The 25,371-nt window shown below is 33.6% G+C and carries 15 protein-coding genes and 3 pseudogenes; 11 read left to right on the top strand and 7 right to left on the bottom strand.

The genetic code is table 11. The features are described from left to right. Window positions 1-74: 74 nt before the first annotated feature. The 8 genes and pseudogenes from AAGD66_RS03725 to AAGD66_RS03760 form a co-directional block, all read left to right on the top strand. On the top strand, window positions 75-2,345 hold the full coding sequence (locus AAGD66_RS03725; RefSeq protein WP_265024607.1) for a phage tail tape measure protein: 2,271 nt from the start codon (window positions 75-77) through the stop codon (window positions 2,343-2,345). Beyond that, window positions 2,345-2,701: a phage tail protein gene (locus tag AAGD66_RS03730; RefSeq protein ID WP_236514916.1), complete on the top strand. Its 357-nt coding sequence runs from the start codon at window positions 2,345-2,347 to the stop codon at window positions 2,699-2,701. The genes AAGD66_RS03725 and AAGD66_RS03730 overlap by 1 nt, the downstream gene beginning before the upstream one ends. Then, window positions 2,698-2,907 carry a tail protein X gene (locus tag AAGD66_RS03735; protein WP_264685702.1) on the top strand — a complete coding sequence of 70 codons (210 nt, stop codon included), beginning with the start codon at window positions 2,698-2,700 and terminating at the stop codon, window positions 2,905-2,907. The genes AAGD66_RS03730 and AAGD66_RS03735 overlap by 4 nt, the downstream gene beginning before the upstream one ends. Further along, window positions 2,908-3,843, top strand: coding sequence for a contractile injection system protein, VgrG/Pvc8 family (locus AAGD66_RS03740; RefSeq protein ID WP_264374858.1), 936 nt, complete (start codon window positions 2,908-2,910; stop codon window positions 3,841-3,843). Window positions 3,844-3,899: 56 nt separating this feature from the next. Continuing rightward, window positions 3,900-4,421 (top strand): ankyrin repeat domain-containing protein, encoded by a 522-nt coding sequence (locus tag AAGD66_RS03745; protein ID WP_265024606.1) that lies wholly within the window; start codon window positions 3,900-3,902, stop codon window positions 4,419-4,421. Window positions 4,422-4,475: 54 nt separating this feature from the next. Continuing rightward, window positions 4,476-4,703: a hypothetical protein gene (locus AAGD66_RS03750; protein ID WP_007302999.1), complete on the top strand. Its 228-nt coding sequence runs from the start codon at window positions 4,476-4,478 to the stop codon at window positions 4,701-4,703. A 20-nt stretch (window positions 4,704-4,723) separates the two neighbouring features. After that, window positions 4,724-5,476 (top strand): annotated as a pseudogene (locus AAGD66_RS03755) (patatin-like phospholipase family protein); the annotation flags it as partial. Between the two features lie 104 nt (window positions 5,477-5,580). Continuing rightward, window positions 5,581-5,742: pseudogene (locus AAGD66_RS03760) on the top strand (patatin); the annotation flags it as partial. 95 nt (window positions 5,743-5,837) lie between these two features. Here AAGD66_RS03760 and AAGD66_RS03765 read toward each other — a convergent pair. The 5 genes and pseudogenes from AAGD66_RS03765 to AAGD66_RS03785 form a co-directional block, all read right to left on the bottom strand. Next, window positions 5,838-6,752, bottom strand: a complete 915-nt coding sequence (locus tag AAGD66_RS03765; protein ID WP_406833412.1) for a helix-turn-helix domain-containing protein — start codon at window positions 6,750-6,752, stop codon at window positions 5,838-5,840. Window positions 6,753-6,790: 38 nt separating this feature from the next. Further along, on the bottom strand, window positions 6,791-7,705 hold the full coding sequence (locus AAGD66_RS03770; RefSeq protein WP_265024604.1) for a helix-turn-helix domain-containing protein: 915 nt from the start codon (window positions 7,703-7,705) through the stop codon (window positions 6,791-6,793). 82 nt (window positions 7,706-7,787) lie between these two features. Beyond that, window positions 7,788-8,966 (bottom strand): hypothetical protein, encoded by a 1,179-nt coding sequence (locus AAGD66_RS03775; RefSeq protein WP_265024603.1) that lies wholly within the window; start codon window positions 8,964-8,966, stop codon window positions 7,788-7,790. Between the two features lie 99 nt (window positions 8,967-9,065). Next, window positions 9,066-9,722 carry a RadC family protein gene (locus AAGD66_RS03780; RefSeq protein WP_226080734.1) on the bottom strand — a complete coding sequence of 219 codons (657 nt, stop codon included), beginning with the start codon at window positions 9,720-9,722 and terminating at the stop codon, window positions 9,066-9,068. A 170-nt stretch (window positions 9,723-9,892) separates the two neighbouring features. After that, a pseudogene (locus AAGD66_RS03785) lies at window positions 9,893-10,787 on the bottom strand (helix-turn-helix domain-containing protein). 120 nt (window positions 10,788-10,907) lie between these two features. Here AAGD66_RS03785 and AAGD66_RS03790 point away from each other — a divergent pair. Next, complete coding sequence (locus AAGD66_RS03790; RefSeq protein WP_141456735.1) at window positions 10,908-11,852, top strand: Rpn family recombination-promoting nuclease/putative transposase; 945 nt, start codon at window positions 10,908-10,910, stop codon at window positions 11,850-11,852. On the opposite strand, the gene AAGD66_RS03795 is transcribed toward AAGD66_RS03790, so the two are convergent. Together AAGD66_RS03795 and AAGD66_RS03800 are read right to left on the bottom strand one after the other, a co-directional pair. Beyond that, window positions 11,834-16,984 (bottom strand): hypothetical protein, encoded by a 5,151-nt coding sequence (locus tag AAGD66_RS03795; RefSeq protein WP_341814417.1) that lies wholly within the window; start codon window positions 16,982-16,984, stop codon window positions 11,834-11,836. The genes AAGD66_RS03790 and AAGD66_RS03795 overlap by 19 nt on opposite strands. 264 nt (window positions 16,985-17,248) lie before the next feature. Beyond that, window positions 17,249-20,320, bottom strand: coding sequence for a hypothetical protein (locus AAGD66_RS03800; RefSeq protein ID WP_341814418.1), 3,072 nt, complete (start codon window positions 20,318-20,320; stop codon window positions 17,249-17,251). A 618-nt stretch (window positions 20,321-20,938) separates the two neighbouring features. Here AAGD66_RS03800 and AAGD66_RS03805 point away from each other — a divergent pair. Beyond that, complete coding sequence (locus tag AAGD66_RS03805) at window positions 20,939-22,762, top strand: ankyrin repeat domain-containing protein (RefSeq protein WP_341814419.1); 1,824 nt, start codon at window positions 20,939-20,941, stop codon at window positions 22,760-22,762. A 62-nt stretch (window positions 22,763-22,824) separates the two neighbouring features. Beyond that, window positions 22,825-25,266: an ankyrin repeat domain-containing protein gene (locus AAGD66_RS03810; protein ID WP_265024599.1), complete on the top strand. Its 2,442-nt coding sequence runs from the start codon at window positions 22,825-22,827 to the stop codon at window positions 25,264-25,266. Window positions 25,267-25,371 lie beyond the last annotated feature (105 nt).

The raw sequence follows: 25,371 nt of genomic DNA on the forward strand, positions 1-25,371 counted from the left end.
ATTGAGCAGATTACTAATATGGATGTAAATGAATTTTTATCCTGGATAGAAATAAGTAAAGGAGTGGCAAAAAAATGTCAATGCTTTCAATAAAGATCGGTGCAACATTAGATGGCAGTTTTAATAGTGCAATGACAGGTAGTGCAGCAAAGCTTTCTAAGTTGGGTGATAGTATAAAGCAGCTTGATTCGTCAATGAAATCAGTCTCCAAATTTAAGCAATTAAATCATGATGCTCTTGAAGCCATGAAGAATTGGAAGGAAGCGGAGAAGAAAGCAAAAGAATCAGCTACAGCAATCGCTAAAGAGAAGAAGGAAAAAAAAGAACCAAGCAAAGCACTGAGAAATGAATTCGAAAAATTGAAAGCATCGGCATCAAAGGCAAAAGAGGCTTATATTAAAAAGAGAGATGCACTTCACACATTAAATGAAGAAATAAGGAAAAGTGGAAAGGATATTAAATCTTTAGTGAGGGATCAAACTAAACTTGGTTCATCTATTGAAGTACTCAAAGGGAAATACAATAAATTAGGATCTGTAATACAAAAACAGCAAAATGCTTTGGCAAAAAAAGCGCATTATAGATCACAAGTAATGGAAACTATAGGACTAGGACTTTCGCTTGCAACGCCAATTAAAGTTGCGATTGACTTTGAAAGTGCTATGGCTGACGTTAGGAAAGTAGTAGAATTTAATGGTGATAATGAAGCTAATATATTTACTCGAGAATTGAAGAAATTATCCCGTGAAATACCATTATCAGCCGCAGAGTTAGCACAAATAGCTGCAAGTGGCGGACAGCTTGGTATCAACAAAGGTAAGCTGCTTGAATTTACCACAACAGTAGCTAAAATGGCCACAGCATTTGATATGTCTGCTGAACAAGCTGGTGATTCCATAGCTAAACTCGCTAACATTTATGGAATTGCAGTAGAGAAGATGGAAGGAGTTGGTGATGTTATAAATTACCTATCAGATAATACTGCAGCTAAGGCAAACGATATGATTGAAGCACTTGCTAGAGTGGGTGGTAATGCAAAACAATTTGGTTTAGATATTAATCAGACAAGTAGTTTAGTAAATGCCTTCATTAGTTTAGGTAAACAACCTGAAAAAGCAGCAACTGCTGTCAATGCTCTGCTTTCTAAACTTCAAACTGCTGAAGGGCAAGGAAAAGAGTTCAAAGCAGCATTGGAATCGATAGGTATCACTGCAGAGGAAATGTCACAAAAGGTTGCTGAAAACGGGCAAAACGCTCTACTTCATTTTTTTGAAACTTTAGAAAAAGTAGATAGACAGGAACGTTCACAAATCCTTCTCAATCTCTTTGGTCAAGAATATCAAGATGATATTGCATTGATAGTTGGGAGTTTGGAAGAATATAAAAAAGCAATAGATTTTGTGGCTGATAAAGAAAAGTATAACAAATCTATGCAAAAGGAATTTAATAACCGTGCAAGCACTACAGCAAATAACTTGCAGCTACTTAAAAATACAATAGCAGAGCTAGGAATGAACTTAGGGTCAGTTATGCTACCTCCTTTAAATTGGATAAGTAAGATTTTGAGGTCTATATCTACAGGTATAGCTTGGTTCGCAGAGAAGTGTCCAATTTTGACTACAGGAGTTATGAGCATAATTTCAGCTCTTATTATTGGCAAGATTGCAGTGGTAGGTTTTGGTTATGCATTTGCATTGGCTGGAGGTGGACTATTAACTTTTAATGCTATTTTGCAGGGAACACTTTTGCCAGTATTAACTTCGTTATCAGCACGAGTAATTCCAGCAGTAATCATGGGACTGAAAGCTTTAACGCTAACCAATCCTATAGGAGCTGCTATTGCTGGACTATCAGTTGGTGCAGCACTTGTAATCGCTAATTGGCAAAAGGTAAAGGACTTTTTCTCAAGTATCTGGAAATCAATTACAAAACCTATAGAAAATTGGATTGGTATAGGAAAATTGTTTAATGATAATCCAATAAAAGCATTAGAGAAAACAGTAGAAGCAAAAATAGGCAGTGCAACTAGTGAAAATAGAAATGTTTTTAGTAAAGGAAATCCTTTATTAAATAATAATGCTTTTAGTGGAATTTCGAATAGTAGAACGAATATTGAAAGTGCTAGCGTGATTACAGAAAAAGGTTCTGTAGCAGATAATTCAGAGAAAGTTTTAAAAGACTGTGAAAAGTGTGAACAAAAAATTTTCAATCAAACTTTTACATTTAATATAAGTATTAAAGCAGAACCTAACCAAGATGTACGTAGTCTTGCTGATACAGTAATAAAAAGAATAAGAGAAAAATCGCGAGATGTTTTATTTGATTCAATAGAACCTATTTACTAATGTTTTCACTTGGTCCATATAAAATTTCTCCAACAGGGTTAAGGTGCAGTAAAGAGAATCGTTGGAATACCATAGAGTGTATTCACAAAGCTCCATTGTTGCAAAATATTGGCCAGGGAGTAGAAAATATAGATTTAGAAGGAGTCATTTATCTTAATAACTCTAATGGCTTAAACCAACTAAAAAATTTAAAGGAATCAATAGAAAATCAAGTATCCTATCCTTTAGTGGATAATACGGGTAATGTTTTAGGGCAGTTTGTAATTACACGATTAGAAGAAAAGCAAACGTCGTATTTTCCCTGTGGATTAGCAAAAAAGGTTGAATTTAGCTTAAGTTTAAGGCGTTATGTATGACAGTACATTATATAGCACAAGAAAATGAAATGTTGGATTATATATGCTTTAAACACTATGGACATAGCTCTGGAGCAGTAGAAATAGTATTGGAAGAAAATCCTGGACTTGCAGATTATGGAAGTTTTTTGCCTGCAGGATTAAAAATCAAGTTACCTACAATACAAGAGCAGTTGAAAAAATCGAAGTTAAAAGTGTGGGAATAAATGAAACCTGAATTTAGCATCGAAGGAATAAAAGATCATGTAATATCGGTGTATCTTACTGATGAATCTGGTACTATAGATGATATCGCAGAGGTATGTGTTGATTATGGCAATGAAAATGTAGAAGTTCCAAATGAATTGAACATAGCACTAGGTTATAAGGAAACGGGAATCTTTCCAATGGGTGTATATACAGTCAATGAAGTTACGATACAAGGCCCACCTAAGACCCTACTAATAAAAGCTCATGCAACAAATTTAAGAATATCTTTGAAGGCAAAAGTATCAAAAGAATGGCACCAAATTACCATAGAAAACTTAGTAAAAGAAATAGCTCAAAAACATGGATATGGATACAAAGTCGCTGAGGAATTTAAGGATATATTGATACCCCACATCAACCAAATAGATGAAAGTGATATCAGCTTGTTAACTAAAATAGCAATAGAAAACGAAGCAATGGCAAAATTAGCTGGTGGGTATATATTATTTATTTCAAAAAACATGGCAAAATCAGCCACAGGAAAAGCTTTAGGAACAACGAATATTAGACCTCAAGACACAATTAATTGGAAAGTGCATTTTACCGTACGTGATAAGTATAATTCAGTAGTGGCAAAGTGGCATAGCTATGAAAAGGGCGAAACTATTAAAGAAACAGTTGGTAGCGGTGAGCCAAGTTATATTATGCTGGAACTTTACTCAAATGCAGAGTCAGCACTAAGTGCAGCAAATGCCAAGTTGAAACAATTGAAGCGTAACAATGAAACTTTAGATGTAACTATGCCTGGTAATCCTCAAATTTTTGCAGAAGCTAAACTTAATCTTCTAGGTTTTAATCAAGCGTTAGATGGTGAATGGATAATTAATAGAGCGGAGCATACTTTAAATAGCTCGGGTTACCTTACTATGTTGTCAGCATCTTTGAGTAAGTAATGTTAAGAAAAAAATGAGTAATGATCTATTTAATATGAAGAAACTGTGTGCCAAATATGAAAAAAATAAAGTATAATGAAAGAGATAAACTACATTTCGTATGGTTCATACTATTAATAGTATGCGTTGCTATTACTTATTGCTATCAAAAATCTAAAGCTACAGATAATTATAACAAAACATTACAAGTGGCTACTAGTAATTGCAACTTAGAAATAGTAAAACTTTTAGTAAAGGATATGGCTCCAAACTTGAGTGGAACAACGTTACATTGTGCAGCAAGAAAAGGATGTTTAGACATTATCAGATTTTTAATAGAAGAGGAAAAAGTAAATATAAACGCACTTGATAGAAATGCATTTAAAAGAATAGCTTTACATCACGCTGCAGGTGAAGGACACCTAGAAGTTATTAAGTTTTTATTGGAGAAAGGCGCAAATCCTAATATTAGAGATATAGATGGAAAAAACCCAAGAGATGTAGCTGTGCTAAGATCACGGCACAATAAAGATAAACCATACGATGAAATTATACACTTGCTCTATAATGCTGAAAAAGAACACGAATCTGAGCAGTAATATTTCGTAACCGGAAACAAGAAGTAGTTGAAAGATTACACAGTTAGGAGAAACATGCAAAATCAAAAAATCCCAATTACAGTAATTATCACGTTATTAATACAAACAGTAGCATTTATATGGTGGTTATCCAAGCTAGACTCAAGGGTACAATTTCACGATAAACTTATTGAATATGGTTTAATGGAAAAAGTGTTAGTACTTGAGGAAAGGGTAAAAAATCTTTCTGAGGAATTGGATGAGTTTAAATTACACGTTCTAAGCGGAAAAATTAAATCTTAATACCTTTACCCAAATTCACAATGATTAAATATATTTTATCCGTTGATGGAGGTGGCATAAGAGGCATCATACCAGCCATTATTCTAGCAGAAATAGAGCAAAGGACAAGAAAACCGATAGCTGAAATCTTTGATCTTATGGCAGGGACCTCAACCGGTGGAATTGTTGTAGCTGGATTATGTAAAAAAGATAAACCTCAATATTCTGCTAATGATTTAGTCGAGTTCTATCGGGAATATGGACCATATATTTTCAAGTCTTCATTTTTTAGGCGATCAATATTATCTTGGTTTAACTGTGCACAATACCCATATAAAAATATTGAATTTGTATTGGACAAATATTTTGGTGATGATACTCTACAAAACACTTTAAATAATGTACTGCTTACCAGTTACGACATTCAGAATAATTGCCCATTTTTCTTCAAAAGCTGGAAAGAAGGTAATATTAAGCTGAAAGATGCACTCAGAGCTGCAACGGCTGCACCTACTTACTTTGCACCTAAATATCTTAAAATCAACCACAAGGAAATGGTATTAGTGAATGGCGGGGTATTTGCAAATAATCCAGCGGCTTGTGCATATGCAAGTGGTAAGAGGTTATTTCCAAATGATGATATTCTACTGTTATCGATAGGTACTGGAAGAACAGATAGAAGCATAGAGTATGCCAATTCAAAGAGATTTGGAAAAATAGGATGGATAAAACCTTTGTTAAATGTGATGTTTGCCTCTGGACTGGACTGCGTAAATTATCAGATGAATCAAGTATAGCTCTTTTTACAATAATCCGAACAGATCATAATATGCTACTGCTCTACCATAGCCATAAGCACATATCTTATCCTATTCGGACTATTGCGAGAAGTGCTATAATAGGCAATAGATACGTAAGAATACAATCGCAATTGAAGCTAGCGTCGGCTGACATGGATAACATTACATCAAAAAATATCAAATCTCTTCAACAAGAGGCAAAGGCAATGATAGAGGACAATCAGAAATTAATAGATAAACTTTGCGATTTCATATCTTAATTTATACCAAGCAAAATTCAACTGAGCCAAAAAAGTTGGTTAGCAAATTCTGTTGGTTAAATCATTAACTAACTTTACTTATATCTTAAACACATTCAATTTTCACACTCACCCAACTCATCAGCAGTTAGGCCACTTGCTCGCAAAATAACATCAGTAGAAACACCCGCCTTCACTAGATTTTTCGCAACCTTAATCTTTTCTGTTTTTTTAACTTTCTCTTTGCTATTCTTCATATCCCTAGATAAAAATTTCTTCACTAATTCTTGCTCTTCAGTTTTTCTTAGTAAATTAAGTAGTTCACTATCTTCATTTGTTTTAGGCAGCAGAACTTTAATATTCACTGATAATCCTTCTGCTATTTGATATAATTTGTCAAATGATATGGCAGTGTATCCTATTTCATACTCGTGTATTTCCTTGAGTGTTAAACCAACTTTGTTTGCTAAATCTTTCTGAGTATACCTTTTTATCAATCTCCATTCTCTTATTCTTTGCCCTATTCTGTAGTATATAGAATCAGTGCAGACTTCTTTCTCTGTATTATCATACTCGTAAATAGATAAGCCGGTTGCTTGGGAAATTATGTCAACTGAAACCCCTTCTTTCACTAGATTTTTTGCTATTTCCAACCTTGCCTCTTCTTGATTAATTTTTTCGCTAATATGAACAAACCTGACTAATGAAGGTACTATTTTGCCTAACTTTTGATTCTCGTATATTTTCGTTAGATAGAGTATTTCCTCGTCTTCATAGCTGTCTTCCCTTACTATTACTGGTTCAGGTAATAAATCTATAACGTCAACTGATAATACTCTTGCTATTATATATAGTACTTCAATTGGAATAGGAATATACCCATCTTCATAGCTGTTTACTTCTTGGTATGTTAAACCTATTTGACTTGCTAATCCTATTTGAGTATGCCCTCGCATTAACCTACAATTTTCTATTCTTTGCCCTATTCCATAGCTAACATTGCTTGCAGAAACAAACACATATACCTCCATTTAAGAAAAAAACTCTATTACTATAATTTTTCCACGAGCTACCCATCTAAAACTAGATCAACAGGTAAACCTACCGATTGCAAAATAATATCAACAGGAATTCCCCCTTTTACTAAATCTCTTGCAATTTTGATCCTTTCCACTTTCCTCACTTTTTCTTCACAAATCCTTATACCTTCAAACAGAGACTCTCTTAATGCACTACGTAGTTCTTGACTCTCAATTTCTTTGTATTCTTTTATCAAATCCTGTAGCTCATTTTTCACTTTACTCCCTTCCTCTATTAGTAGATCCGTAATATTAATCGATAATGCTTCTGCCATTTCATATAATTTATCAAGTGGAACAGCAGTCCTTCCCTGTTCATAGTTGCTTATTTCGTCACGTGTTGTATTCATTTTCTCTCCTAAATCTTTTTGAGTATACTCTCTCACTAGCCTCCATTCTTTTATCTTCTTTCCTATTTGGCAGTATATAGAACCAACTTTTTCTTCAACACATTCATCAGCAGAGAGGCCAATTATTTGTGAAACAATATCAACAGAAATTCCTGCTTTAACCAAGCGCTTTGCTATTTCCGCTTTCTCTGCTTTCCTGCTACTTTTCTCACTAACTTGAACAAATTTGGTTAGTAAACAAAACATCTTACGTAACTCTTGGTCATTAATCTTTTTATATTCTCTTACTAGATCTAATATTTCTTCTCCCTCATCTTCAAGACAGCTTTTTGATACAGGAATTAGATCCGTAATACTGATTGATAATGCCTCAGCTATAGCATATAACCTTTCAATTGGAACTCTACGATTCCCTTTCTCATATTGCAGTATCACCCAATACTTTACACCAATTTTCTCTGCTAAATCTTTCTGAGTATACCCTCTCTCTAACCTCCAACTTTTTAATTTTTCTCCCACTTTATAATCTAGACTTTTTTCCACAAAAAGAACCATACATATAATATTTTATACTATAGCTCAAAGGCTCCAGATATAATAGCCAGACTCTGGAACCTTTAAATTGGTTGTAGATGAATTAAAGTGCCCTACAAGTTTCTTTACTATTTTCACGTACTTTGTCTGCCCATGAAAACAATTTTTCACTTACTTCCTTCTGCTTTTCACTCCATATGCCACATCTAGTGAAACTACCTTTCTCTACTGCTTCTTTAAGTTTTACTCCCCCGAAAAGGCAATTTTTTCCAATTTCTTCCCCTATTTGTTGTAATTCAGCCCACATTTCCTTGTTTTCTACTCTGACTTGTACTTGATCATATTTTTTTACATCATGGCACAATATGATATTAAGCTTACCAGTGCTCGTAGGAAATTCTAATACAATAGAGCCTCCACCTGATACATCAACGTAATTTCTTGTACCTCCCTTCTCGCTTTTAACCTCAACTGCATCATTACCAATTTTTAAAATATTATTTCCTAACTTTCTGTTTGCTTCTAGTATTTTGGCTACTTCTATCTTACTATTTTCAGAGAACTCTATATACGATGCTGTATTGTCTATCTCGATATCTATTAATTCTCCTTCTTGAACAGCACTTTCGCCAGCTTTTTCCAGTTCTTCTAGTTGCCTATCTATCTGTGGCTGAACTTCTGGCTGTAGCTCATTATAGATTTCACCTATCAATTTATTCTCCAATAAAGTATCATGAAACTCTGCACCGCTTAGCATTAATTTACGTATTAGCTTTTTACGATCAACCTTATCAAATTTATGAAAATGTGTACCTAATACTACATACTCTGCGAAACTCCATTCCCCATCATTACATGCATTTAGCCTTGCTCCAGCAGCTAGTGCTTCGTCTACAGCCTTGTGCAGTTCATTTGGACTTTTTGCTCTTACCACAGTACTCTTAAACCAGCTCAACTTTTCACTTTCACCTCTACTTGGCTTTATTTTTTGCAAGGCAGAGGTAAATGGATTTTTATCTTCTTGATCACTTATAGGTTTTGTGCCATATATATAATCAAGTCCCTTTCCGTAGTTGATTTGAACGTCTCTATTAGGGAAGGGCACTTCTCCAGGTTTTTTAGCCTTATTAATTTTGCTTACAAAAGTGGACTGCTCTTTAGCACGACCAATTCCTATAATAGCATTCAACATCTCACCTTTTGATAACTTATCAAGGTCAACGTTTAATTCGTAAGTACCTCCTTTTTTGTCACCAAAAGGTACAATTATCTTATTACCCATATTAGCCTCCGCTATTAAATATACTTTTTAAGTGTATAGTTGTTATACACTCTACTACTCATTATAAATTATAGTGAGTAGATTTGCAAATACTTTCTACTATAACAATCCGTTCTCTCGAAAGCTGAAATAGCCTCCACTTGTGATGATAATATGGTCAAATAATCTAACGCTTACAGTACTACATGCTGCTGCTAAGCTCTTCGTTACTTCTTGATCTTCTTCTGATGGTTCTAAGCGTCCCCCAGGATGGTTGTGTGACATTATTACTAATGTTGCATTCTTTATTAATGCTTTTCTTATAATTTCCTTTATGTACACCGGTGCTTTTTCCATTTCACCAATATAGAGTTCTTCTCCGATTAATTGGCGCCTGTTATTCAAGTACAGTATTTTTACACATTCCCTTTCTGAGTGGCCTATACTTACGTTCAAGTACTCTACTAGACCTTGTAAGTCCATTACTGGCTCACTCTTGAGCTTTTCTCTGAGCACCCTTTCTAGTGTTTCCTTAACACACATAATCATTGCTACTGCAGAATCAGTTACTCCTTCTATAACTTTCAGGTCATCCATTTCTCGGCCTAAAATCCTTCCTACTCCTGTATAAGTATTCACCAGATTTTTAGCAATTTCTTGAGCTTGTGGCCTTTCATGTACTGCACTTAGAAATGTTTCCATTATTTCACGATCAAGTAGTGCTTTGCCTTTGCTTTCTAATATTCTGAACTCTATTTCCTCTTTACTTTTATTCATATAATTTACCCTTCACTAACAACAAACTTTTTTTAAATATTTACTGCTGTTTTTTTATCAGCATTGGCATAAAGCCATAGCTTTCGAGTGAAGTCAAATCAATTTCTCAATCTTTTTTACTTATTTTTTCATCTAAGAGTAAAGATATTAATATATACTGATTTTTTATTTTAAATCTGTTGAATTTCGCCTAAAGAGAGGCCTGTTATTTGCAAAATAATATCGGTAGAAATTCCTCCTTTCACTAAATCCTTTATCTTTTCTGCTCTTTTCACTTTTTCCTCGCAAATTTGTATGCTTTCAAACAGAGATTTTATTAGCGCATAGCGTAATTCTTGACTCTCAATTTTTTTGTATTCTTTTATTAAATCAGGTAGCTCACTTTCTACTATCTCATCTTCCTCTATGAGCAGATCTGTAATGCTAATTGATAATGTTTCTGCTATTGCATATAATTTTTCCAGTGGAATGGCCACACGTCCTTGCTCATAGTTGCTTATTTTATCACGTGTTGTATCCATTTTCTCAGCCAAATCCTTTTGAGTATACTCTCTTCCATTCTTTTATCTTTTTTCCTATTTGGTAGTAGATAGAACCTGTTTTTTCTTCAACACACTCATTAGCAGAGAGGCCAATTGCTTGTGAAACAATATCAACAGAAATTCCTGCTTTAACCATACCCTTTGCAATTTTTACCTTCTCTGCTTTTTTACTACTTTTCTCACCAACTCGGGTAAATTTTGTTAGCAAGTAAAACACCTTGCGCAACTCTTGATCATTAATCGTTTTATATTTTCTTACTAGATTTAATATTTCTTCTCCCTCATCTTCAAGACAGATTTTTTCATTTGATACAGGAATTAGGTCTACAATACCAATCGACAATATCTCTGCTATAGCATACAACTTTTCAATCGAAATTTTACGTGTTCCTTTTTCATATTGTAGTACTACTTGATACGTTACACTGACTTTCTTCGCTAAATCTTTTTGAGTATATCCTCGCTTTAACCTCCAGTTCCTTACTTTTTGTGCTATCTGATACCTTATTGAGATGTTTGCCATAAATATTATACATGTTAATACTACCAAACAAAGATATACAAAAACTTCTATGTTTGCATTTTAGTTGAATATTTCTTCACAATTATGTATAATTATTAATGCTTTTTAAGTGGATTTCCTATGGCTCTTTCGAAGTTTCTCGATCCCAAGAATGATATATCGTTCAAGCGCATCTTTGGTACTGAAAAAAATAAGGACATTCTTATTCACTTCCTTAATGATATCCTTGGCTTCACTGGCAAAAGTACAATACAGGATATAGAGTTCTTAAGTACTATTCAAGACCCTGATATTGCTTCTAAAAAACAAAGCATTGTTGATGTTCTTTGTAGAGATGAAAATGGGCTGCAAGTCATAGTTGAAATGCAGGTCGCTAAAACTAAGGGCTTTGAAAAACGTGCACAATACTATGCTGCTAAAGCTTACTCAAGACAGTCTGATAAAGGTGATCAATACCATGACCTTAAGGAAATTATCTTTATTGCTATAGCAGACTGTATTTTATTTCCTGATAAGTCTGAGTACAAATCAAAGCACACTATTCGCGATGAAGATACTAATGAGCATGATCTAAAAGATTTTTACTTTATATTTATTGAGTTGCCTAAATTTCCAAAAACCAAAGAAGATCAGCTTTCAAGTATAGTTGAAAAATGGGTCTACTTCTTTAGATATGCAGATGAAACTAGTGAACAAGAGCTAGAGAGAATCATAGGAAGTGACCTAATAATTAAAAGAGCATATGAAGAACTAAATAGGTTCAACTGGTCTGAAAAAGAATTTATTGCCTATGAACAAGAGATCAAGCGTATTCGTGATGAACAGGCTGTCCTTGCTCAAAAACTTGATGATGCTACTCAAAAAGGTAGACTAGAAGGTAGACTAGAAGGTAGACTAGAAGGCATCCAAATCGGCCATGAAAAAGGCAGAGTGGAAGGTCGCAAAGAAAGGGATATTGAAGTAGCCAAAAACTCACTCAAGGCCGGTGTCCCTATAGATGTGATCGCTGAAATCACTGGCCTTTCTGTGAATGACATTAAACAACTTCAGGAAGAAATTGTCTGATATGATCTTTGTAGTTGCTTTTCCACAGTTGGATCATTTAAATAAGCTTGAGGTTCATTGTCTGTTTTTACTGGCAGTTGGCTTTCTAATCGACTAACATTAGTAAAAAAAGCAGTAGTAAGATTACTAGCCATAAAATTAACTGCTCCTTTAGCTAGTTGTTCTAATAAAGATCGTTTCGGCTTACGTGTTTGCTCTGCTTCTTCAATTTCACGTTTTGAACCTATAAAAGGAATTACTTTGGTTGCTTGTACTACTTCTTCTATGTTCTTGCTATTTCTCAAGCTATCAAGATATTCTCTAGCTGTCATAATTACTTCTTTTTTATTTAGATGGTCTTGAAGTTTTTCGCTACTTAAATTCATATCAGAATTGATAAGCAACGGTACACTACCTTCCACATTAATCTTTGTTCCAAAGTCATATAACTGCACTCTAGATAATTCCTGACCATTAATCTTAATAAGACCAAGTTCCTTATCTTGCTCTGCTAGAAGTTGATGCTCTGTTTTAATTTCTTTTGCTAAAATTTGTTTATCTTCACTAGATAGTAGGTTATTAGCTTTACCAACATCAAAGTGCTCAGCAAGAAAACCTTTTTCTTCTATTTTATAACCAGCAAACTTCACTGCTTTTTCTACAATCTTCATAAGCTGATCAACAGTTTTTAACTCAGAAATAAACGCTGCATTACTATCAAAATAAGCATAGTTATCACCAGTTCTATAAATGGCAACTACGTGATTACTTGTTACTAAATGAATAGCAAAATCACCCTTAACTCCAGCTATGTAATTTGATAAATCATCAGATGTTTTGTAGCCCTTAGTATGAATTGAGCTTGAAGGTAAACTATTCGTAACAGAATCTAGTTGTCGTTCGAAATTATCAAGTAATTTACTTAAAGCAAAAACTTCTCTTTCCTCCCCTTCAGATATCTGCTTACCTTGAGCTATGCGCTCATAAATTTCAACTGAAGTTTCTAAATTACTTAAAAACGATTTGTCACTCTGTAAAAATAAAGCTTGAGATAAGCCACGTGTAATTGTTACACATTTACCATCAGTCTTAACTCCACGCTCTTCAAATGAAGGTAAATAAAGCCCTTGTTCTACTGGCTCAATGAATGATACAAATTTTGATAAGCGCAACTGTCCCTTCTTATTATGGTACACTGACTGTATTTGTTTTTCCCTTGTTCCTCGTCTCTGGGATAAATCTCTTGAGCTACCTGCTACTGTGTCTAAAACTTTATCATCTTGTCCGTTCTTACTTCGGTTAGTGATACCCTTCCTGGGTTTTCTCTTAGCTTTAGAATCACCTTGTTGTAAACCATCTAAATCTTGTTTTTGCTTTGTTTTACCGGGTAAACTACTCGGCTTGAGGCCTACACTAGTTGTTCTGTCTCCTTCACTAACATTCTGTTCATCCAAGAAAGCAGAAGGAGATTTTCTAACTTCTTCATATAATATATTAAGCATCTTATTTGGCGGGTTATTTTTGATAAGATTGTTTAAATATTTTGTTATGTTTCCTACTTTATCAAAACAAAGATCATGCAATTTTTTAAAAGTAGGACAAATATTAATTCCTACTCCATATAATATTTTAGATAAATCTTTCGGTGTAAAAAGTTTTTTCCCGTATAAGAAGCGATCTAAATAATTTTCTTTATTAAAACAAGATTTATGAAAATTTCTTAAAATAGAAGCGGCATTATTTCCTGCCATGGATAATATATTAGATAAATCACCTGGCCTAAAACCTGCCTCATAAAAATCATCTAAAAGCTGTGTTTTGTTTCCTGTTTCATCAAAACAAACATCATGAAAATCTTTTAAAGCAGAACAAATATTAGCTCCTGCTCCATGCAATATCTTAGATAAATTTTTTGGTATAAAACCTTCTTTCTCAATTAAGAAATGATTCAAATACTTTTTTGTTTCTTCCGTAAAACAAAAATCATGAAACTTTTTTAAACTATTTGCTGCTGAACTCAACACACCACATAAATCACGCGGTTTAAAACCTGCCTTATAGAAATCATCTAAAAATTTTGTTTTTTCTCTTTTCTCATTAAAACAAGTACTATGAAACCTTTTTAAAATAAAAGAAGCACGAGTTCCTGCTCCACATAACGTAGAGGATAAGTTACTTGGCGTAAAACCTGCCTTATAGAAATCATCTAAAAGTTCTGTTCTTTTTCCTTTGTCACTAAAACAAACACTATGAAACTTTTCAAAAGCATCTTTAGCATTAGCTCCTGCTCTACTTAATATACCAGATAAGTTATGCAGTGTAAAACTTTTTTTCCTATCTTTGTCCTCAATAAAATGTTTTAAATGCTGTTTTTTACTTCCTTTTGCATCAAACCAAATATCATATAAGTCTTTAAAAGCTTTTGCAGCATTGACTCCTGCTCCACTTAAAATACTGGACATACGAGCTAGATCTATTCCTTCTTTTTCTAGAGTTTTTAAGTATTGTTTTTTACTTCCTTCTCCATCAAACCAAATATCATATAAGTCTTTCAAGACTTTTGCAGCGTTAGCCCCTGCTCCACTTAAAATACTGGACATACGAGCTAGATCTATTCCTTCTTTTTCTAGGGTTTTTAAATATTGTGTTTTATTTCCTTCCACATCAAACCAAAGGTCATATAAGTCTTTAAAAACTTTTGCAGCGTTAACTCCTGCTACATTTAAAATACTGGACACATTAGATAGATTTACTCCTTCTTTTTCTAGAGTTTTTAAATATTGTGTTTTATTTCCTTGCTCATTGAACCAAATATCATATAAATCTTTAAAAGCTTTTGCAGCGTTAGCTCCTGCTCCACTCAAAATACTGGACATACGAGCTAGATCTATTCCTTCTTTTTCTAGGGTTTTTAAATATTGTGTTTTACTTCCTTCCACATCAAACCAAAGGTCATGTAAGTCTTTAAAAGCTCTAGAAGCATTAGATCCTGCTCCACCTAAAATACTGGACATATTAGATAGATTTATTCCTTCTTTTTCTAGAGTTTTTAAATATTGTGTTTTATTTCCTTGCTCATTGAACCAAATATCATATAAGTCTTTAAAAGCTTTTGCAGCTTTGGCTCCTGCTACATGCAAAATACTGGACATACGAGCTAGATCTATTCCTTCCCTCTTTAGAACTTCTAGACACTTTATCCCTTCTCCTGTAATTAAAAAACTTAAGAACTGATTAAATGCAGGTATTCCCTCTCTACCAACCACACTTCTAGCAAATTTTATTTCTTCATTAATGTTTTTATTTTGAATCTTCTTATAACTAGATCTATTATTTTTTATATCTCCCAAAAGCTTTTCCATTATTCCTTTTGTAAGAGGGCCGAATTCATGAGATTCTGACCAACGTAATGCTATTTCATGTAATTCTTCATAATTATATGGAACATCGAATGTATCTATCTCATCTTTAACAATATTATTCAATTCTTCCCTATTAGGTTGATTAATTGCAAATATTAGTTTATCTAAAAATTTCTCTTTTATTTCTTGTTCATTCTCACTAGAAAGTCTTCTTTCTTCTTTTTCTTTTTGCAAAGAAGGTGGAAGCTTTAATAGACTTAAAAGCTTTTTTCTTGTTGCTTCTTCTTGCACAAATCGATAAAGACCATTCCCATTTATACACAAACAATCTCTTAAAGCTTTATCATTATCAAATTTTAAAGGATAAAAATCTTTAGATCGCCCTTCTTTTAACTTCTTTTCTTCTGTAAGATCTAGATTTGCATTAGTATAGATAATAAAGTATTCTATACTCTCTCTTAGTTCTTCAACAAAAAGAGTAAAATACTTATTAATAGAAAACATACTCTGTTGTCTATAGGGAAATAACTGACTATAACCAATATTACCATTTGTATTGTAAGCCTTTACGTAAGTAATTTTATCTTTATAATCAAGGGCAATGTTATTAGATATATCATGGGTTTTTCCTTCATAATTTATGGAAAATATATTTTTATACAAAAACATGTCATGCAAGAAGAGCATTAATAGATTGAATTCATATATAATTCTAGACACATGATTCTCGAGTTTTTTATCCTTTTCTGGAGCTGTTAAATCACGTAACACTCTTTCCTGTAATGCTATATAATCATCTTCAACTGTGCTATTTTTTTCTATTTCATTTTTAATAATACTGTTCAGCTCTTCTCTATTAGGCTGATTAACTGCAAACACTAATTTATCTAAAAATGCTTCTTTTATTTCTTTTTCAAATTCCTGAGAGATTTTTCTTTCTTTTATTACTTTCTGCATAGCAGACGAAAACTCTAACCGCCTTAAAAGTTCTTCTTTTGTTGTTTTATCTCGCGAAAATCGATAAAAACCACTCTCTTGCGTATTGTCATTTATAAACAAAAAGTCCTTTAAAAGGTCAAATTCTTCTATTTTTATGCTATCAAATTTAAAAGGATAAAAATTTTTGAATTTTCCTTCTCTTAAATTCTTTTCTTTTGTAAGATCAAAGCCTGAATTAGTATATACAATAAGATATTCTATATTATTTGATAAACTATCTGATTTAGAGATTAGATGTTTAACAAAACTATCAAAGTAATTATTGATAGAAAAACTTCGTTTTTCTTTAGTAAATAATCTAGCATAACTAATGCCATTATTTACGTAATACTTGTCTACATTTTCAATTTTTATATGAATAGACTTCTTTTCATAACGAAGGACAATATCATTAAATTTATCAATTTCGGAATCTCCAAACGCTAATGATAATAAAGGATATTTATTTTTATACATAGACTCTCTAAGTGAGCAAAGCACCGACAAGTCTAATCGATACATAATTCCAATCAAGTGATGAGGAATGTATTGCTTAGTTTGACAAGTATTATCCAATTCATCCTGTCCAGGTTTATCCTGTAAATCACTAGGAAACTCTGAATCTTCATTACTAGTAACATTTACATCCATGCGCAGCCTCTTTGATACTGTACCATCTTTGTCTGTAACAGAACGTCCACGTTTTCTACTTGTTTTACGACTTTCCTTACCTGGACTCCTTGAATGACCACTTTGTTTGTGTGAGGAATTCTCAATATCTTGCAACGATGTAGAAGTTTCTTTACTTAACATATAAGCCTCTTATCATTTTCATTATATATGATAGTCGAAAAAGTTAGCAAAGCAAAGTTATTTTTTTTTGTGACTAATAAAATTATTTTAATCGGTATGTATTTTCATGCTTTTTATCACTAAATTAATAGTATAGTTACTTTTTGTTTAACTAAAAACAACTACCGTGAGAGTTTTGTGTTTTGGGATAGATTGGACTACCAAGCTTTCATTTATTAATAATCGAATAATTATAGCAAATTATTCAATAATAGACCACTGTATTTATTCACAACTTGCTGCTGCAGTATATCCATTGACTGCAACTTTATCGATGCTACTCTTTTCAAGTGAACTTGAAGGTTTATTACAATAATATACAATTGCAGCAGCAACCAGACAACAAGCTCCAACACCTGCTATTACTCCTGTTACCAGCAAACTAGCACTGAAAGTAAAATATGCAACTGATGCAGCAATTCCTGCAAGCACTCCAGCTATCGCTAATTTCCATGTAGCTGTGGTAGGCCACTTATTTTTTTGTACGCTTTGTGTTACAATAATACTTCCATTGCTTGAATTATTAGGCTGCATGCCATTGGTTTGAGAACCATTCACTTGTCCAGAGCTTTCGTTAGCTACCGAAGACATTTCTTGTTGAACAGAAACAAGTTTTTGACTTCCGCTTTTATCAGATGGAGTTTCCAGCATAACAGGAACTTTTTCTATATTTTTTACATTCATTGAAGTTACCGTTGCAGCAGGTGCAGCAGAAGCTTGTACATGTATGTTATTTCCTTCAAATTCTGTCAACCGAGTAGAATTAAGTTCACTTTCTGCACTATTTTCAGGTACTGTAGTTTCAATTTTATTCTGCCCTGATATGTTCTGCAACTGCTCTAGATTTCTGACAGACTTCGGTTCTTCCTTTTGCTTAATCTGTTGTTTAAGGCTATCTATTTTTGATTGTTGCTTTCTGAACGATGCTGAACCTGTACTTTTCGCCCTTAACTGTTCAAGTAAAATTTCCTTTTCTTCCTTCAATTTTTCTATTTGGTCACTCAGCTTATTTTCATTATCGATAAACTCACTTTTAGCTTGTCTTAGTTTACAAGTTAAATTTTCAATATACCCCCTATCTTTGTTTTTTACTTCTGAATACTTTTCATTTAAACCCCGAAACTTTGCTTCTAATCTCTGCTTCTCTCTCACTACCTGCTCTAATTGCTGATCCTTCTGATTAACCTCATAAGTTAGATCTTGCGCATTTGTTTGTACTTTTGAAAATGCTTCCTCTTTCGCACTGAGTTCATTTTTCTTTTCTTGAACCTGATTAGTTAGGGTATCTCTTTCTTTTTTAAACTCATCAAATTCCTTATTCTTCTCAAGCAACTGAGTTTCTATTTGACCATTTAAACAGTTTCTTTCATTGGTTATTGAATTAACCTTATCATTCAACTCCTTAACTTTATTTTGTTGATCTAAAAGCTCTTCCTCTTTTTTATTTTTATCTTGTTTAAGCTGCTCAATGTGCTGATAGCTTTTACTGAGCTGATCATTAAGCCTACCAATTTCACTTTCCTTTCTTGCTAACTGTTCCTCTACATAAGCTTCTATATTCTTCTCAAGCAACTGAGTTTCTATTTGACCATTTAAACAGTTTCTTTCATTGGTTATTGAATTAACCTTATCATTCAACTCCTTAACTTTATTTTGTTGATCTAAAAGCTCTTCCTCTTTTTTATTTTTATCTTGTTTAAGCTGCTCAATGTGCTGATAGCTTTTACTGAGCTGATCATTAAGCCTACCAATTTCACTTTCCTTTCTTGCTAACTGTTCCTCTACATAAGCTTCTATATTCTTCTCAAGCAACTGAGTTTCTATTTGACCATTTAAACAGTTTCTTTCATTGGTTATTGAATTAACCTTATCATTCAACTCCTTAACTTTATTTTGTTGATCTAAAAGCTCTTCCTCTTTTTTATTTTTATCTTGTTTAAGCTGCTCAATGTGCTGATAGCTTTTACTGAGCTGATCATTAAGCCTACCAATTTCACTTTCCTTTCTTGCTAACTGTTCCTCTACATAAGCTTCTATATTCTTCTCAAGCAACTGAGTTTCTATTTGACCATTTAAACAGTTTCTTTCATTGGTTATTGAATTAACCTTATCATTCAACTCCTTAACTTTATTTTGTTGATCTAAAAGCTCTTCCTCTTTTTTATTTTTATCTTGTTTAAGCTGCTCAATGTGCTGATAGCTTTTACTGAGCTGATCATTAAGCCTACCAATTTCACTTTCCTTTCTTGCTAACTCATTTTGTATCTTTGTGATCTGATCTTTCAAGGTGTTTCTTTCTGTCTCAATTGAGAAAACTTTTTCATTAAGCTCATTAACTTGATCATTCTTTTCCTCCAACTCTTTCACTTTATTATTCAACTCTATAGCAGCATTGCTACTTCCCTCCAATTCTCGCTCTAGCTGATCTCGTTCATCTAAAGTCTCTTTCACTTTATTATTCAACTCTATAGCAGCATTGCTACTTCCCTCCAATTCTCGCTCTAGCTGATCTCGTTCATCTAAAGTCTCTTTCACTTTATTATTCAACTCTATAGCAGCATTGCTACTTCCCTCCAATTCTCGCTCTAGCTGATCTCGTTCATCTAAAGTCTCTTTCACTTTATTATTCAACTCTATAGCAGCATTGCTACTTCCCTCCAATTCTCGCTCTAGCTGATCTCGTTCATCTGAAATCTCTTTCTGAGCTTCCTCTATTTTTGTCTTACTTTCTTCCGGTTGAACGGCTTGGCTGTCAAAGCTACTTTGTTTCTCTTCAAGTAAGTTACTTGCTTTATCTAACTCAGCTTCTACTTGACGGACTTTAAGTTCATTTTGATTCCCTATTATTGAATTAGAACCCTCTACACGAAATAACAAGGTCTTCACTTTTTTAGGAAATACAAGATCTTCTTCCACTTGAGTTCCAGCCCTCTTCCTGCAAAGATGATTTCTTGCAGTAGTTTTTTTTTCAGCATTTGCATCGATTCTAGCAACACTAATTGCTGCTGATTCACTATTTTCCTTACCTATTCTGTTTAAATCTAGATTACGTATACTATTTCTTTTGGGTGGAAGATTTTCAATTCGAGTTTTAGTCTTCCTTGCGTAAGGACAACTTCTTGCAGCAGTTTTTTCTTCAACACTTGCACCGACTCTAGCAACACTAATTGCTGCTGATTCACTATTTTCCTTACCTGTTTTTTTTGGATTACGTATACTATTTTCTTTGAGTGAAAGATTTTTAACATTTTGATATGTTAAAGAATCTTTACCAATACCCCCTGAATTAAATTGCATTGTAAGTCCTCCTAAACTGTCATATCGCTTAAGCTAATAAAATACCACTGTACATATAATTACTTGAATATTTCTATAAAGCAACATTTTTTTATAAAAAATTAATCATAAAAATTGCCTTAACTTTTTTGCGAAATCACTATTAATTTACTAGTAATTTTCAATAAAAACTTAATTGATACAACCATTTCTAGCAACAAAAAGCAGCTAGCATGAGAACTGTTCGTTTTGGAATGCGTTGGTCTACCAAGTGTACCGTTCGAACTTTTCTTTATAGTGATTCTACTATATCCTAAAACCAGCTATATTAGCCTACTTTTACTACATTTACATACGAACTAACTTACCTAACTTTGTTGCAAAGATTGCAAGTTCCTATTTTCATAACCCTACTTTTACGTAGCTTGTTCTCACAAAGATACGATCTTTTTGGGATCTTTGAAGAAGTAAATAATTGAAATCTTTGTAATACTTGGTTGCAATGTTTTTTAGAGACAAAAGGTATTTTCCTATATCTGAATACAATAAATTTGTAATTCTGAAAAAAATATAAAACTATTGCTAATTATAATAATTGTGTAATAATTAAAACATAAGTTTTTAAGTTAAGGTAGTGTCGTGGGTAATCAATTGGAAGAAGTATCTAGTCCAATAAATATTCAAGCAGATTTAGAAGAGAACAGTATGGTTGATGGAATAGAAAAGCGGTCAAAAGAACAAGGTTTTTATGCAACACAGACCATACCAATTTATCAAGTTAATCAAAATATTACGTATTCATATTTAGCTACGCTCGATAGTCACTTAAAAAAAGATGAGCATTGTGTACACGAAAGTAATATACATACTGACTTACTTAATTTTGCTTTTCATGGTCACTTAGAGAAAGTTCAAGATCTATTAAACAAAGGAGCTAGCGTTGAGACAGAAGACAACGATGGTAACACGCCTTTGCATATTGCTGCTGAAATGTGTCACTTAGACGTAGTTCAATTTCTGTTAAAAAAAGGAGCTACTGTTGAGGTAATAAACAATGAAGGCGCTACTCCGCTGCATATCGCTGCTCAGATGGGTCACTTAAACGTAATTCAAGTTCTACTAGGTAATGGTGCTGATGTTGATGCGCAAAAAGATAATGATGACACTGCCTTACATATTGCTGCTGAAATGTGTCACTTAGACGTAGTTCAATTTCTGTTAAAAAAAGGAGCTACTGTTGAGGTAATAAACAATGAAGGCGCTACTCCGCTGCATATCGCTGCTCAGATGGGTCACTTAAACGTAATTCAAGTTCTACTAGGTAATGGTGCTGATGTTGATGCGCAAAAAGATAATGATGACACTGCCTTACATATTGCTGCTGAAGCAGGCAAATTAGAAGTAGTTCAATTTCTGTTAAAAAAAGGAGCTACTGTTGAGATACGAGGTTATCAAGACTGCACTGCTTTGCATTGTGCTGCTATAGGTGGGCACTTAGAAATATTTCAATTTCTGTTAGACAGAGGTGCTAGCGTTAATGTGGGAGAAGGCATTGAACCCATTGCTTTGCAATGTGCTGTTAAAGGGGGAAACTTGAAAATAGTTCAGTTTTTATTGGGCCAAATGAATAATGCTGACATACGAAAGAATAGTTTCAAATGTGTCTTGCATATTGCTGCTCGAAAGGGTTACTTAGAAATCGTTAAAGCTCTATTAGACAAAGGTACTGATATTAATGCAACAAACTATGACGGCGATACTGCTTTAAATGAAGCTGCTGGATGTGGTCGTTTGGAAGTAGTTCAATTTTTGTTAGACAAAGGAGCTAGTTTTGAAGCACGAAACGAAGAAGGATGCACTGCTTTGCATATTGCTTGTGAGGTGGGCTGTTTAGGCATAGTTAAAGCTCTGTTAGAAAAGGGATCTGATGTTAATGTAGTAAGCGAAAAAAATGGCGATACTCCATTACATGAATCTGCTAGAATGAATTGCTACAATATAGTTGAATATCTTGTAGAGGAAGAAAAGGCTACTATTGATGTAAAAAACTTGAGAGGTGAGACTCCTTCCGATTTGGCAGATTCTAATGGTTACAAAGATATAGTTAAGTATCTTAGTCTTCGAGTAAGGGAGTGTCCCAAAACCTCGGGAAGTCTGGCTGACGATAAAAATGTGATACAGTATCAAAAAGTGACAGAAAATAAACACCTAACTATAACTAATAGAGCAATAAAGACCAGTTTCTGTGTAGGCATAATGACCATGTTGACAAGTGTAGCTATTGGATGTATTGCTATTCATCTTAGTTTATCAATATCAGCTACTGCTGCATTGATTGTTGGGGCCATTGCTGGTGGCATTACATATGCAGTATTAAAGCCTAGTAGTAGGCTAAATGAATGTGAAGTGAATAGGCAAAGCTTACCTCAAATGCCTAAGGACGAATGTTGCATGTCATATTAGTTCTTGCATTTTATGTCATGCGTGTGAAAATGGTGTGTAGTATTTTTAACCGAGGTGGAGTTATGGAATTGAATAAATTGCAGGAAGCATTAACTTCTGCTAACGCTGATGTTGGTTTAAGTAAGAGTAATGTAGTTAGTAAAATAGAAGAGAGATCAAAACAAGTAGATCCAGGTACATTCTGCCAATTACATCTTGCTGTTTTAAAAAACAATAAACAAATGGTAGAAGCCCTTATAAAAGGAGGAGCTGATGTTAACACAATTGATGCGTACAGTCGTGATCCATTATATTATGCTATCTTGCAAGGGAACACAAGAATGGTAGAGATCCTAATAAAAAATGGAGCAAGTGTTAATAAGAAGTATAATGACGGAAGCACTCCTCTACATCATGCTGTCTTGAGCCAAAAAATAAAAATAGTAGAGTATCTTATAAACAATGGAGCTGATGTTAATGCGTTAGATGAAAAACGGCGCACTCCATTATACTTAGCTGGACGAAGTACACAAATGGTCTCGATTCTCATGAAGAAGGGAGCATTCCCTTTACTGGAAAACAGAGATATTGAATTTTTAAAGGATCTAGTTAAACGCATCAAAGATGATGATACAGAGTATTTAAAGGAGGTAAAGGTGGAACAGAAGGAGGGGCGGGTAGATGATAAGTATGAGTCAATTAAATACTCGTTGCTGCTTAGTGATAACAGCTCTTTGACCTCTATTATTAAAAGGGAAAAATTCAAAAATTTAATATCTGATTGGTCTTTCAACGTACCTGATTTAAAAGATAACCAAAAAAATTTGAATAAGGCACTGTTAAATCTTCTTACAGACTTTCCATTTTGTGACATTACAAGGTTTGAGGACTTTTTACACGATAACAAAGGTGATGATCTAAAAGCTGTTCTCAATCTTCAAAGGGGAGAATCCAAATTGACAATACTACATGTAATACAAGGTATGGAGTATTTAGCAGTGGAAAAAGACATAGGTTGTGCAGTTAGTGCATTTATGACTTTACTTTCAAAATCTGGTGCTGATCCTAACATAGTTAACAGTGAAGGGCAAACACCTTTGCACTATGCTGCTTATTATAATACTTTAAATATACCTTTGCTTCTGAAAAAAGGAGCACGTGGTCAAACTGACAGACAAGGAAAAACTCCTCTAGACATTGTAATTATTAACAAAAAACCTTTTGAAGTGAATCTTTTAGAACAGATCTTTTTAACTCAGGAGCAATTGGAAGCAAAAAATGATTTAGAAGGTATTTGTGGTCATAGCTTTAACACTAATCGACTAAGAAAGTTTTTCAATCAGCACAAAGGAAATGAAGGTCTTAAAGAGATTCTCAATCTTCGTGATTGCGAAGGAAAGTCTCGAGTTTTTCAAAAGATTAGGGAGGCTTGTTATGGTAATGAAACTCATTTCAAAGAAGCAAAAAAGTTGCTGCTAGAAGCAGGAGCGATTGATTACGAAGAGTGGAAGGACAAAAAACGTTTGCCTAAGCTTAGAACTCTATGGGATGATTTAATATTAGATCAGTCGGAAAAGTTGAAAATATTTTTGGGTAGGGTAAATAAATCCAAAGATATAGATGAGTTAAAACGCGTTGTAAACGAAGCTATAGAACTTGGGGTAAGGCTGAACTTTCCTAACCAGGGTAGTATATACGGAAAGGTATATGAAAAGGAATATAGTTTTACAGATTTTGTGATAAGAAAGATTAGTGAATTAAGAAAGAGTTCCGAAGGTTCAAGGAATATAGAGGTTGCTAGTGGTATAGTATGTCAATTGATATCAAAAGGGGCAATTTTGTACAACATAAGCAGTATATATGTAATTGACGAACTGGAAGAGTTTGAAAGCCACAAAGCTAATATGAAAAACGCTTATGCAGATTATGAGAATCGTGCTTTAGATTTCATAACAATCGTTCAAAGCGCAACAAGTGGTAAGGTAAGAGACGTAAAAATTGACAACTCTACTCTCTGTCTTGAATATTCACAGGATAGTAAAGTAGATGTTGCAAAGATTACAAATGGAGCAAGGGGTTTAGGTATCACTCAGGAAGGTGTACAATACGGAAGAAATATAATAAAGATAGGTAAGAGTGAGGTAGAAATTATAACGGAAAACGCTATAAGGAATTATGTAGGCCTAGCAGATGGTAGTAATATAGTATTGACTTTCGATACTGGCTTGGGAGAGTTGGAAGTGAGATTATACCCTGATAAGCAAAATCTAATAAAGGTAGAAGTAGAAGATCAAGAAAAGTGGAAAAAATTACAGAATTGTGAGGAACGAATAGGGGAAAAATGTTTGCTTGGTGGGTGTTCAGTACGTGATGCTATTGAACGAGGTTTTTTTACTAGATCTGGAGAGTTGATTCGTTCTGAAACAATTAGTCAATCTGATGCAACAAAAGTGGGCCCTTGGGCAAAGCGCGAAAAAATGAGAAAAGCTTCAAGTCTTGAAGAAACAGTAGGCCGTTCTCTATAATGAAGTGAGGGAGTGTTAAATAAACCATACGCGTCAAGTTAAGGAAAAGTGTAAGTAAAGTTGATAGAGTGAAGGAAAATAATAAGGTATAAATTCTCTTGGATA

This window comes from Wolbachia endosymbiont (group A) of Dendrolimus pini (assembly GCF_964026835.1).
Classification (GTDB): domain Bacteria; phylum Pseudomonadota; class Alphaproteobacteria; order Rickettsiales; family Anaplasmataceae; genus Wolbachia; species Wolbachia pipientis.